This is a genomic window from Pseudoalteromonas luteoviolacea NCIMB 1942 (assembly GCF_001625595.1).
GTDB lineage: Bacteria > Pseudomonadota > Gammaproteobacteria > Enterobacterales > Alteromonadaceae > Pseudoalteromonas > Pseudoalteromonas luteoviolacea_A.
The window spans coordinates 33,239-46,263 of the sequence record NZ_AUXT01000164.1 but is presented as its reverse complement, the minus strand read 5'-3'; the positions used below and the strand labels follow the sequence as shown (position 1 = coordinate 46,263).

At 40.5% G+C, this 13,025-nt stretch carries 9 protein-coding genes and 1 CRISPR repeat array; all 9 genes read right to left on the bottom strand.

What is annotated here, in order from left to right:
* Positions 1-118 precede the first annotated feature (118 nt).
* Complete coding sequence (locus N482_RS12885; protein WP_063377421.1) at positions 119-1,192, bottom strand: hypothetical protein; 1,074 nt, start codon at positions 1,190-1,192, stop codon at positions 119-121.
* A 32-nt stretch (positions 1,193-1,224) separates the two neighbouring features.
* Positions 1,225-2,706, bottom strand: a complete 1,482-nt coding sequence (gene drt5, locus N482_RS12880; protein ID WP_063377420.1) for an antiviral reverse transcriptase Drt5 — start codon at positions 2,704-2,706, stop codon at positions 1,225-1,227.
* Between the two features lie 200 nt (positions 2,707-2,906).
* Positions 2,907-3,174: direct repeats of the CRISPR family, unit length 28 nt; unit sequence ATTTCCAGCTGCCTATGCGGCAGAACAC.
* Between the two features lie 122 nt (positions 3,175-3,296).
* Positions 3,297-3,887 carry a type I-F CRISPR-associated endoribonuclease Cas6/Csy4 gene (cas6f, locus tag N482_RS12875; RefSeq protein WP_063377419.1) on the bottom strand — a complete coding sequence of 197 codons (591 nt, stop codon included), beginning with the start codon at positions 3,885-3,887 and terminating at the stop codon, positions 3,297-3,299.
* Positions 3,884-4,906, bottom strand: a complete 1,023-nt coding sequence (gene csy3, locus N482_RS12870) for a type I-F CRISPR-associated protein Csy3 (protein ID WP_063377418.1) — start codon at positions 4,904-4,906, stop codon at positions 3,884-3,886. Before csy3 ends, cas6f begins: the two co-directional genes overlap by 4 nt.
* On the bottom strand, positions 4,906-6,957 hold the full coding sequence (locus N482_RS12865) for a type I-F CRISPR-associated protein Csy2 (protein WP_063377417.1): 2,052 nt from the start codon (positions 6,955-6,957) through the stop codon (positions 4,906-4,908). Before N482_RS12865 ends, csy3 begins: the two co-directional genes overlap by 1 nt.
* A gap of 3 nt (positions 6,958-6,960) precedes the next feature.
* On the bottom strand, positions 6,961-8,139 hold the full coding sequence (locus N482_RS12860) for a TniQ family protein (protein WP_063377416.1): 1,179 nt from the start codon (positions 8,137-8,139) through the stop codon (positions 6,961-6,963).
* 90 nt (positions 8,140-8,229) lie between these two features.
* Positions 8,230-8,520, bottom strand: coding sequence for a hypothetical protein (locus N482_RS12855; protein WP_063377415.1), 291 nt, complete (start codon positions 8,518-8,520; stop codon positions 8,230-8,232).
* Positions 8,521-8,555: 35 nt separating this feature from the next.
* The gene (locus N482_RS25660; RefSeq protein WP_063377414.1) at positions 8,556-12,614 is read right to left on the bottom strand and encodes an NACHT domain-containing protein; all 4,059 of its coding nucleotides are present in this window, start codon (positions 12,612-12,614) and stop codon (positions 8,556-8,558) included.
* Between the two features lie 29 nt (positions 12,615-12,643).
* Positions 12,644-12,973: a helix-turn-helix domain-containing protein gene (locus N482_RS12845; RefSeq protein ID WP_063377413.1), complete on the bottom strand. Its 330-nt coding sequence runs from the start codon at positions 12,971-12,973 to the stop codon at positions 12,644-12,646.
* Between the last annotated feature and the right edge of the window lie 52 nt (positions 12,974-13,025).

Here is a 13,025-nt window from a genome sequence, read left to right as displayed (position 1 = left end):
GGCAAACCCGGGGCGATTCAATACACCAATTTGATATAACTGCTGAATTTCTCATTTTGTTCACTTTATAAGTTACGGAGCCTGGGTTTCAATATGTTTATTTGACTATAAACTGTACTTAAGGAGTCGCTAATCTTTTATACTCTTCATCTACAGAGGTTCTTAAGGTAAGCATATACTCATTGTCATTATTTTTTGAACGGTAGGCTTTTCTTTGAGGATGTTCTGGATTTTCCATCCAAAAAGTAAGCCGTTTAAACAACTTTCTACCACCTCCAAACTTTTTCCCCCACATGAGTGAAAATTCATATTGAAGCCGCTCGAAGTAGTCTTTTTCTGTCTCCGTTGATTTAATCAGCATCAAATTGGCGACTTCTCTTATAGCTTTATCCATAGTTGCTAAATACCACGCCTGCCCAGTATCATTATTAGCTAGACTTATCCACTGTTGGAGTAAAGCCAAATCCCATGCCGCATTTCTCACATCTAACACCGATTGGGACTTCAACATTTTCGGAATTCTCTTGTGACTGAAATAAATAGCCATGAAGTAAAACCCTGGAGCACAGAACACATACTCTTCAAACATCCAATCTAGCAACATAACCACAGCTTCGTAGTCATTTTTACATTGTGCACGGATACATAATGCTTTCTTGATAACCACAATATTAAATTCAAAACCTTTGACTCGATACGACTCATCGAAGCTTATCAGCTCACCACTTTCAAACGTTGGGACTATGGTTTTGGGAATGCTTGATATCTTATTCAAACAAATATCAAGATAGTAATTTGCGTCAATATTATCAGCCGAGCGAAAATAACTAAGATCCAAATCAGCAGCTTTCACAGAGGTTCTCTCTATATATTCATGATAAGAAAGCCCCGGTTCTGATGTAATTTTAGCCGCATTGAAAAAAGCTTGGAGTCCAGCTGCTAGCCTATGACACCGACTTTGCTCGAAATTATCAGAAAGTTGTATACCTTTAGCGAGATCTATAAGGTAAGAAACGATGTTCCTATCTAACAAGCAACTCACTCTCTGTCCTGGATTTAAAAGATAATTTTCAAGTTTGTACGTTTCTTCAGACTCTATTGCATAGGGATTCATTAATACTTTTGCATCCACTAAAAGTGACTCGACTTTTTTAAATTCGTAAAGCCTTTCATGAAAAATAATTGCTTCCATTTTCATCCTTATTCACAAATATCTTTTAATAATCAAGGAAGCTCCCTTACAGAAGATGCAACTAGAAAATTCATTTGGGAAACATTGCTAAAATACTTTAACAAGTGATTCCTATTGTTGCGACTCATCCCTCTGGTGCCCACCGCTGAAGACCATGCTAGCCAATCGGCTCTTCCTAAACGTAAGTATTGTTCTCGTATATCAGGCAGTCCAAACCTTTGCTCGGCAGACTCTAACACTTTACTTTTTGATATATCGCTAGCGTAGTTATGTTCGAGTAACTTTATTAAAATCGAACCTATCTCGGGGGTTTCCGACAAATGTTCTTCTGCAATTTTTCCGAACCAAAATAATTGCTCCTCAGTGACCACTTCAGAGTTGTCTAAATGACTCTCCATAACCTGAGCTAAGCCACTTTTGTCATCGATGTTCTTACAGAAATAAAATACTTTTTTACTTAAGTTAGGAAATTTTTCAAAGAAAACTGTCAAGTACTCAAGAACATCCTCACCTTTTTCGCTCATGAATGTGAGTATCAGTTCAGCATCCATTTCCTCTAAGTCAGGAGTGTGGAGTAAGGAGTAGAGATATTCTTCTTGTTCGGGCGCGAGTGTAAGCTCTTCCTCAATTTCAACCTCTTCTTCTCCATTGTAGGTTTCAACTAATTCCGTTCGAACATGCAGCAACTGCTTTCTCACTTCTTCAATTTGCTCATCTACATCTGACAACGCGACTTTACCCTGTTTAGTTTTTGAATTATTGAAGCTTAACCCCTTTTCACCTGCTAAGTGCTGAATCAATAAAAAGTCATGCTGTATCATTTTTTCTGCGTCGGAAAAAATATAAATATCATCCATAAACCGTAATGTCAGCTCTGATTTCAAAAGCCTAGAGTTATCAATGAATTTCAAAAACTCAGCGCCGATCACCTTACATGGGTGGATTCCTTGAGGGAGACAATCTACGCTACGACCAGAATTTATTTCCCTCAAAAACTGGCCTATACCTTCTACATCAGACTGATCTCGACCATTATCAAACCACTTGACTAAGTCATGATGATAAATTGAGTTAAAATACGAGGCTATATCGAGTTTTAAGCCATATTCAAACTCACTGTTAGCCTTAGATACCGCCCTCTTAAATTTACGATAAGCGGTGCTTAAAGGGATAGGTTTTCCATCTTGAAAGCGATGCCCAAAACTTAATCTATTTTCAGAAAAATCTTTCCTAAATGACGATTTATTCCTGTATACCAGATCGTAAATGTAAAATTCTGCAACAGGGTCAAGCTTAAAAGTTCGTCTTAGATGCAAACCATGCTTCGCAGCATGACACCTTGCTTGAGGAAGAAAATGCTCTTTAGTAGAGCTTGAGTTAAGCACTTGCTGGTAGACATAATCACTGATCGCATTAGCATTATTCGTGATCACTATTTTGTTTGTATCTAGTGGGAACAAACCTTTGGAGAAGTCGTCTTTGAAATACTCTATTGTGTTGCTAATTGATGACATATCTTCCCTAATATTAATGGCTTGTTGATAGTAACTGATACCTGTCCTAGTTAACCCTTTTAGTCTAATCTCCGTCAACCTGAAAAGTAAAATATATGTTACTAGAACAAAAAGCCCCAGTAAATTCTGGGGCTTTTGAATTGGCCTCTGCCTTTTCGGCAGTTTTATGTCATACGATGTAGTTGTTTACTTCCAGGCCTAATTTCAGCTGCCTATGCGGCAGGTCACAAAAAACAATCTTATCGCTTTTCGACTACTCAATTTCCAGCTGCCTATGCGGCAGAACACGAGCAAAGACAATGGCGCTGATACTTTATTTCATTTCCAGCTGCCTATGCGGCAGAACACCGGTTGGTATGGGGTCTTTCGCTACTGGGTTGATTTCCAGCTGCCTATGCGGCAGAACACCGCAGCTTCTCCAAGCGTCATATTCAAAGCAAATTTCCAGCTGCCTATGCGGCAGAACACTATTAAAATTAGCTTAAAACTTCATAAGTTCCATACGATTATCCTAACTTTTAACGAATAACCTTTGTTTTACCGACGGCTCGTAACTCTCTGATATACAACACTCCTAAAGCTATTGAGATTTAAAAGGTTAACAACGGTACACTGCCTTTGTATTCTTTGTTTGTTGCAAAGCCATAGCTGTTATACGTGTTTTGTATTGAATTTGTTGGCTCTAACCTTAGATGCAGTACAAAGTCGTTTTGATTGCTTTTGCTGGCAATGGGAATTTTATGAAATGTGCTAATCTCTGTATCGTTCGGCACGTACTGTGGAATGTACTCCTCACCACGTGCTTCGGCTCTGCGTTTTGCGCGTTCCATTCGGCGGCGCTTTTCACCCATAAACAATTTACCTAAGCTTTGGTCGCGGATAATCTGTACTTCAGGGGCATCGACTGGTACTGGCTTTATAGCTGACATTTCAAATAGTTTGTCGTGGGCCATCATTTCAAAGTAGTTTTGCTGACTTAGGTTTTTAAGTGCGGCTTTATCTTCACTTACAAAAGCTATCTGATTACCTAAGTGTTTGTCGGTCCATTCAGGGAAGCTTACACCAATGTTGCTGCTTCGCTTGTTCATAAAACCGTGCAATATGCCAATGCAGCGGCCTGCTAATAGGGTTACATCACAATTTTCTGGTAGGTAAGTAATGGTAAAATAAGCTCGGCTCATTCTTTGGTCCTTTGGAATAACCCGCCTTTGATTAAAACGGCTGCTATATAGTGAATATGGCTGGCTTGCTCTTGGTTTTTTAGGCCGTTTTGCTCCATTTCTTTTACATATAGCGCCACTTTTTTTAGCAGTGAATAAAAGTCTAAACTGTTGCTTGGTGCACGTCTGGCAATCACGTTTTTGTAATCTGCGCCGTATTCGTGAATTCTTAACCGCTTACTTGCGTCTTCATCGTACCAGTCATCAATCATTTGAATGGCCGCCCCCACCTTTTGAGAATGAAAGCAGGCTGCGTCTTTACCCGCTACTTGGGTGTAAGCGTAGGTTCTTGCTACGTCATCGTTTTCTGCAAATGACTGGCTTGGGTAAATCTCTTGCCCAAAGTAGGTGTCGAGCTTGGCGGTTACTTCTAAAAAGCAAAAGCTATATGGGTCTTCTAGCCCTGTTTGGATCACTTCTGTGAGTGTATGCAACGCATCTTCAGCCTCGCTCCATTTACCATCCCAGCGTAAACGGTTCGCTTTGGTGAGGCTGATAGGGTCAAATCCTTCTCCAACTATCTCTAAGTCCACATTGGGTGATGTTTTGTTTCGCCATAGCCACTCACACATAAGAATGTTTTTGGCATAGCGTTTTGCCAACTCCCCAAAGCCACCATGTTGCTTATAGGTGCTCATAAACCGTGTAAGCCAGTAACTTACTTTTGGCTCACCACATACGTTAGGCTCTAGGCTATTTGCTTCGACTCTGAGCGAAAACCGGCAATAGAGTTGCTGTACCGTAGGTGGTACGTAGCAAAGCTCTATGGTGTGCGGGTTACCAAAGGCCAAGTCTTGTGGCGCTAGCTCTTTGGGTGTGGCTTCATTTTTATAGGCTTCGGCGAAGCCTGACTTTTGTCCACGAATTTTTTGTCGTTCAATTTGTAGTGGTTCAAAATCGCTTTCAGGTGTTTTATAAAAAAATACCGCCTTACCTGGCGAGAGTGAGCGGGTGTATGAGAGCTGGCGCGGGAGTTTCATTAGTCGTACTCAAACTTGGCTTTTTTCATAAGCATAGATGCTTTTTTGCAATGCATGGCCCAAAACCCGTGATTAAAAAAATGCCGAGCACCAGATAGCCGAACTGTGACCGCATCTACACATTCAAGCAACCCAATAACAGGTTCAACATAGCAATGTAACTTCGTGATTGAGCCTTGCCTTGACTGTGGTTCTTCAAGGGCTAAGTAACCCAGTGCCGCTGATCGCATAGTGGGCCGCAGCGCTAACTGCTCAGCCAATTCTTCAAAACTGCTCACTTCAACCAATGTGGGATATAGCCACGAACCACCTTTAGGCAGCGAGCGGATACGCTCATACAATGCCAGTGGCTTTGCATAAACTTGGCACCAATCAACTTGATCATATAACGATGGCGGATGAAGCGTCCCACCCGCATAGCGCGATGGAAATGCTGCTTTTAGCAAGTTTTCAGACAAGTCGTGAGCAACAGCTTGATTGTCAGTTTGCACCCTAAATACCAAATCAAAACATATATCACACTTAGGTATTTGCATAATTGCCGAACGCAGTGGCACACGCTTTTGACCGTCTTTTTTGAGTTTATTAGGCTCTGGCAACTGCTTATTGTTGTGCAATTGATAAGAGCGAACATACGCAGCCACACCAATCACATGTATGCCACCGCCTAACAGCTTTTGCAGCTTGCGTTGAAATTGATGCCCCAAACCTTCAAGCGCGGTGATTGAAGGCATACCCATAAGGTAAGGGTTCGGCATTGCCTCGGCGTTGTAGACACGTAAATTCTGACAATGCACGTACTGAATATGCTCCACCTCAAACTCGTCCTCTTGATTATTTTGATGCGATAGCACATAGCTAAGTTGCGTTTTTAAACTAGGCATTAGTTCTGGGTGATAAGCATAACGTTTTAAGTATTTAAGCCCGCTCATTTGCTTGTTGAGCTCTTGGCTTAAAGCAAGCTCTAATTGTTTGTATTCTTGCGTGGCTAAAAGCTTTACTAGCTCAGAGTCTGAGTCATTTATCGCTTCGCTTTGCGCCAACTTTATGAGTTTTTCTAACCATCCATAAAGTGCTGTTCGTAACGCCTTAGTTGCAGCAATACGTGCTAAGCGCTTTTGCCTAAGCGTATTAAACGGCTTTGACTTTGATAGCACCAGCAAAGCCTCACTCACTGTTTTACTATTTAATGCCGACACATTAAAAAGCCGTTGCTCGTCTTGGCTGTAGTAGTTGTTAACGGTTGTCGCACTGTAAGTTTTAGCAAAGTACTTAAGCACGTTCATTCTGCCTCCCAGTGCGCTTGGCAGCTCTCCCACATTTGCAGGTCGATTGTGTTCAATGATCCCGCGTTTAAGCAAACCGCTGCGCGTTGCCACTTGCATCGCAGCTAAAACGGCATGGCTCACAACGGGCGATACACTCAAGTAGTCATGCTCTATTGGAATAAGCAACTGAGGGGTGTAATTACTAATTTTCTCAGGTACATCTTCACAGGGGAGCTGCGCGGCTATTTGCTCACACACTGCTATAACATCCCTTTTTAGTAACCCTAGCGCTCTAAACTGTGCTACCCAAAAACTCTCTTGTTTTACAAGCAGCTGAGCCAAACTCACATATTCACCACGCCAAACAAAGCCTGTTAAAAACAACTTAGCATGATTGATTTTAGCGCTGTCGTGCGACCAGCCAAATTGCGTTGGGTAGCTTCTACTACTGACTACCTTAAGCCCATCATCAACTACTTGCGCCAATAGCCTTTGGTGGCTAACTCGAATATCAGGGTATTTTAAATTATGAGTGTGATACCACTTAACTTCATCAATACAGGTTTTAAGGTGTTTTTCATCACGCAGTGCGGCTTTGGCGGCACTCACACTCGTTAAGTCTTTAATGTCTTTTCGCTTGTAAGTGAGATTAATTAAAATCACCAACGCTTGAGGCTCACTCCCTGTAATATCAATATATTCAGAGTATGGTGCAAATGCAGCTCGTAGCGTTTGGGTAAGCTCTTTACTTGGGGTATTTTGAAGTAGTGTGTGCAGTTCCATTGATCACCATGGTGGTACAAATTGTTGTTGGTTATTAGGTATGTTTGGTGCAAAAGACTGTTGTAATTCAATAATCTGTCTGAGGTAAAATACATTATCGCTCGGATTTAAAAACGCATTCTTTTTAGGTGGCTGAGCAGCTGCTAAAAAGCCCTCTTCGTATAACCTAAACACTTGCTCGGTACTTGTACCAAGAATTACGGCGGCATCGAGCATAGAGAGTAGTAGATCACCTAAGTTTGGGTGTTTTTTCTTTGGGTTTTGCTCAACGAGCTTGGCTAAAAATGCAATGATGGCCAACTGCACCATGTTGTAGCCTTGCGAGCCAGCGCACGCCAGTTTGCTGTCTTTAAGCAAGCTACCGAATACATCATTAAATGGGGTGTGATTAAACGGCCTAAGCTGTTTTACTTTTGCAAGTTCGGCGGTGTTACTTAGTTCACCCTCAAATCCACGGGGCCAGTTAGAAAAGTAACTAACAAACAGCTCGCTAAACTCATCGTCATCATAGCTGATTGATTGCCATTGGCTAAGCCAAGTCATAAGCCCAACAAGTTTTGCGTCAGCATTACTAGTCAGGGCACTTGCCAGCCTCAAGTCTGCTTGACTCGCCTTTGGTCCTGGCTTGATTGCAGTACCACACTCACACTCTAAAAACGCCTCAGACACTCTGTAATCAATTTCAGCATTACATTGCTCACATATTCTAGTTAACTGCTGACTATGCTTATGACAAACTTTATAGGCTCTTAAGTGCCAAAGATAAGGTATATACGCTTCTTGCTTTAAACATTCGGTGCAAACAGGAATGCTAGACTTGCGAAGCAACTGACGAGGCACCAATAATCCACCACGAGAAACCGCCGTGATAGCGCCAAACTGTGTATTACTGCGAAGCCAACATAAGTTAAGCAGCTCAGACGCTTCAACCCCTGCTAACTGCGCAACCAACCGCAATGCCCGAACACGGAAGTTACTCGACTGCGATGCCTTATACACATCAACCGATTGCAGCTCGTTTGGAAAAGCTCCCTCAAGCTCATGATCTTGCGTTACCAGCCAATCCCACAAAATATCGGCCATATCAGCAAAACCAAGATAGCCATTGTCTTGAGACAAACGAAGCAAATAGCTTTCAATGGTTTCATCAGGGTATGGAGTTGTTTGAGAAAGGAGTTGCATTTCAAACCTAACCTAAGGAATCCTTAGTTTAGGTTTAGCTGAATACTTATTTATTGCAAGTTGAAATGTCACTTTAATTAAGAAAATAAGTTACTTGTGTTCTCGCCACTCTATCAATGCTGATTGAACATCATATGCCTGTCTAAACCCTTTAATACATCGGCTTTCAAAGTGCTTAGGATTGTACCGAATACTATCCGCGAGCTCATCGATATATTTTTTACCATTTCTTGCGTAAATAGAGGCTTCTGTATTTGATAACTTAACTTCTAATGTAAAAACCCCGACCGTTCCAGCTATAACAGATATAAAGTGCTCATCACCACATCGAAATAAGAGCCAAGACATATGCTCTTCGTCTAAAATCTCTAGTTGCTTCATCGCTTTATTATTTTTTCCTGATTGTTACACAGTAACTATTTGCTTGATTTACTAACATCCAACACAAAAATATCGATAAATGTCTTTAAGTTCTCGGATAGCGACTTGGTAAGCTCATCTTTTAGCTCTTGACTTGAATTAATATTATGACGTTTTAAACCCGCAACTTTTTCATTTGGTCCAAACCATATCACAACATATATTCCTTGCTCACAGGCGTCTGGGTGAATTGTGTAGCGTTCCACTAATTGAGTGTTGATTGCAGTGTATATTTCTTTGTGCCATTGGCCTTTGGCCTCAATCACCAATAACTTTCTCTGGCCGTTTATCATTTTTGAAGCGGATAAATCAATTCTATTTTGATCTTTAGTTTGGTCCTCAGTTTCAAGGTTGATATTGTGTTTTTCAAGTCTTGGTTTCAAGTACTCTGCAATAATCTCTACACAACGTACCTCATCATGGTGCACAACTGTATCGCTTGAGATTGTTTTGTAAAACCGGTTTGCGGTATTGTACTCACCACCATTAATATCTTTTTGATAGCATTTAAGTTCGTGTAATACCAGTTTTCTTAGCCCCTCAACAGTAACCACATCACATTTACTTAAGACGTTCACAACATTTTCTGGCGTTGGCGGTGTAAATTCCAGCAGAGCCTTGTTGCGTAAATGATATACTTGCATATTTTTCAAACTTTGATGCAAATCTGCAAAACGTTCATCTTTTAGAAACTTTTCAATAAAGTCCAAGGCCCTAGTATGCGAATCAGCACTTATACACCTGAGAGAGTCAACGAGATAGCGATAAGCTTTTTCTTCTTTTGGGCTATCAGAGCCCCAACCACTTGGTAAGGGTACTTTGGGCCAACTTTCAAAAAATGCATTAAAAAGCTCATACACTTTGTCGCTTGTTAGCATTGGCCAACCATCATCAAACCGGCGACTCAAACTTCCAGAAATGCTTTTAAATAGAAAGATAGAATCTTTATCCGTAACTAGTGCATCAAAAAAGGGTTTCACAACATTAATTTCTAGAAAGAAAAATGCCCTCACATACCAAAATTTACATTGCTCAAGCTCATTGTCAGTCAATTTAGATGAGTTTTGACGCGCTGCCCAATCGGTACTGCGACTGAAAATTAGTTGATTCAACTCAATTCGGTTTCCGTGCTGAGCCACTAAGTCAAACAATATATCCTGTGTATAAATACTTTGGTCTATATAACAGCTTAACCACTTAAAAGGTAAAGATGCTCTGAACTCGCTGAATGTATCATCATGTCGCAGTACTTCTATTTCTGGATGCTCACGCTTAAAATCTCGAAGTTGAGGCTCGATATAATCACGTAAATATGCCTCTTTTGACGGTAAATCAGGAAATAATAACCTATCAATTTCTCTCTTTAAATATTCCCTTTCTTTATCGGATACTGCACTATGATGCATGCTCAAGTCCGTTCTTACGGTAGTAAGTACCTGATTAGGAATAGAGTCTAAACAACCTTGCTCTCTCACTGTTTGAATACAAAAAGCATATAAGACTATCTCAAGATTAAATCTAACCGACGTTGCTGCAAGCTTTTTTAGAGGTGGAATGTGTGGGGCAAGTGAAGCAAGACAATTCCGAATCGAATTGTGAACCACTTGCTCGTTACCAAATTCAATTTGTATTTGATTTGGCTCATTAAGAAAATAATATGCAAAGTTCCATAACAATCTAAAATGTTGACCGCTCGCAATCAGCTCTTGATTATCAGCAATGTATTTAATTGTTTTTAAACGCTCTGCATTTTTACGTTTTTCATATGCTCCATGCTTTCTCTCCGACTTACCGTTACGCTTTCTAACATCTCGCTTAAACTGTTGCTCAGCTCTTTTACTCTCAGCCCACTTTGCCATAAACTTAGTATTTTCATTAGCTTGCCTACGCATTTTTTGCCGAAAATTATCGTCTCTTCGCTTATCTTTTTTCCATCGAAAATGGTGCCGAACAATAAAAATCGACCATAGCTCTGCATTGTTCGTTTCAAATGCATGATCAATTAAAAAGTCCACATCCTCTGCATATAAATGCAACCCTGAGTGTAAGCCTGACTGCGAATCCAATTTACTCTGAAGTGCGTAGCATTCCTTAGCACTCGCCAATGGTTCAAACAAATAGATAAAAATACTTCTTCGCAAATCTGTGAGCTCCTTTAGAGCCTTGACTGACTGCGACTCATTCACGAAACAATTAGCGTGAAAATTTAAGTCTTTGACCCAACTCCAAATTCGTTTTGGGTCATATGGTGGGTTAGTTACCTCGAAGTAGTGATCGAGCAATCGACCTACAATCTTACTGACACCTTCTCTGCAATAACACTCATAGAATTCTTTGCCGCAATTACATGCTAAGCCTTGTGTTAATGAATCAAGCAATCTTTCAGTTGTTTCTCGTTCAAATGACTTAATAAACAATTGGATATAATAACGGCTCGCATGTGTGAAACTAATAAAAGGCTTTTCTCTATCTGTAGGATATGACTGCGCACAAGCTTTAAGGTAACGCAATAAAAAATCAAAGCTAATTGCTTTAACTCCAACAACTGAAATCCCTTTTACGATAACCTCCAATTGCGAATGCCCCTTCGCAGTTATTAGCCTTTCAAATAAACTCATGTAATCAAAGTTAGGAGAGGAACATAGGCACCGAATAGCAAGTGATTTTGAATTCAAATCTTCATCAGAATCTAGTACTATCTTAGTAAGTTCAGAGGTCAATAAATCAACAACTGTCGAGTTTTTGATAATTTCAAGAACAAGGTCTCTTAAATCCCCGCCACTATTTGACTTTAACAAGGGTCTTAAATGTTCCGCCATCCCAATATCAAAGAAGTCTACGGTGCTAAACTGTCGCCAAAAATCACTTCTTCTAAAATATGGATCTCTAGCTTCCACCTGCTGTAGCCTAGTTAAAAGGTATCTTTTCGATGATGGTGCAAGTTGTGAGGGATCTCCATTAGCCAAAATAGCATATGGATCGAGTTCAATAAGCTCTCTTTGTATGGACTGACTCCCCAAAGTTGCCATCCACCCAACCATTCCCCTAAGCTCATCTCTAACATATCCGTTAGCAGCAATAACACTCAAACATACTCTCAGAGTCAGCGGTTCATGATCATCAGTAATTTTTTGAACAAGATGCCTTGCAGCACAATATTCTGAAATCACCTTATGTACTGGCATGTGCTGATCCATATTGTCTGAGGGCTTAAACAACTTTGAATCGATAATGTGTTTAATGTTCTCTTGATGCGCATGCAAAGAGTTAATATTAGGGAATAGCTTTTCCTCAGCGTGGCCACTCACACTTATACCTTCAGAACCTGAAAGTAAAATGCCAGCAAAGATTTCACTCGTAATACTAATTTTTTTAGAAAGAGGTAAACTTGATACCAAATGGTTATTTATTGATGGCCTAGACTCTTTAGCAAGACGTTCAACGGCTTTTTCAAAAATCGACTTTTTGTTTGCAAACTTTCGATTACTTTCGATGTACGCATTGGCAAACATGCTTAGAAACTGAGGGTTCGGTAACAGTACACCTAGATTAAAGCGTTGGACCTCATCATAAAACGCTGCAAAACTCTCGTTTGGCAAGTATGAGTAGAAGAGTAGCTGTTGTTCTGCCTCATTAAATTCACTTAGCCTCACTACCAAAGGCTGAGATTCAAAATACTCTTCAAATGCGTGTTGATGTCCATCACCCCATTCACTAGAACGACTGGAGATTACCAATTTTTTAGGCTTGAGTTCGTCGATTTTATCTAAAAGCTGGTAGATACCGCTGTGTTTAGTTTGTGCAAGTTCATCAAACGCATCAATGACGAGAACCTCTTCACAGTGAACTTGCTGCGAATTCACCAGTCTATTTGCTGAAACACGTTTTACTTTTAATTGGTTGGCCAAGCTTTTTAATAGCTCAGTTTTACCCGCACCAGGCTCTGCTAATACGACGATGTAATCAGCTGCTTTAACTAACTCATCCTCAGTGTACGTATTTGAGTCACTGGTAAGCGTACGTTTAATATATAGATCTGAGGTGCCATTATTCACCAATAAATAACTCTCATTGTTGTAGTTTTTTATTTGTCCGTCTCAGACTTTGACTCTAGTACCGTACGCTTAAAAATATCAAGCAACTTAACACGCTCAGCTTGTTCAACATTATTCCACACACAAATTAATTCAGCCAAATCATCTTCTTCACAATAAAAATAAGCCACAGGCACCCCCAACTCATCAGCAATACGCTTCATGGTTGTAAAGTCAGGTGCATGCTTACCTTTTTCGTACTGGTTCATTCTTGCGCTGGCCGTGTTGGGCTCCATACCTAAAGCAAGACCAAGCTTCTGCTGGGTGTAACCAGCAGCTTTTCTGGCTTCTTTTAGGCGTAAGGGCGTTGGTGATTCCATGAGTACCTTAGCTACTAACTTCAATAGCTAAGATTCTCTTAGTATAGCGCCC

Excerpts from the sequence above, each read along its gene's own strand:
- N482_RS12860 (WP_063377416.1), bottom strand. The coding sequence starts at position 8,139 with ATGCAACTCCTTTCTCAAACAACTCCATACCCTGATGAAACCATTGAA.
- csy3 (WP_063377418.1), bottom strand. The coding sequence starts at position 4,906 with ATGAAACTCCCGCGCCAGCTCTCATACACCCGCTCACTCTCGCCAGGT.
- N482_RS12865 (WP_063377417.1), bottom strand. The coding sequence starts at position 6,957 with ATGGAACTGCACACACTACTTCAAAATACCCCAAGTAAAGAGCTTACC.
- drt5 (WP_063377420.1), bottom strand. The coding sequence starts at position 2,706 with ATGTCATCAATTAGCAACACAATAGAGTATTTCAAAGACGACTTCTCC.
- N482_RS12855 (WP_063377415.1), bottom strand. The coding sequence starts at position 8,520 with ATGAAGCAACTAGAGATTTTAGACGAAGAGCATATGTCTTGGCTCTTA.
- cas6f (WP_063377419.1), bottom strand. The coding sequence starts at position 3,887 with ATGAGCCGAGCTTATTTTACCATTACTTACCTACCAGAAAATTGTGAT.
- N482_RS12885 (WP_063377421.1), bottom strand. The coding sequence starts at position 1,192 with ATGGAAGCAATTATTTTTCATGAAAGGCTTTACGAATTTAAAAAAGTC.
- N482_RS12845 (WP_063377413.1), bottom strand. The coding sequence starts at position 12,973 with ATGGAATCACCAACGCCCTTACGCCTAAAAGAAGCCAGAAAAGCTGCT.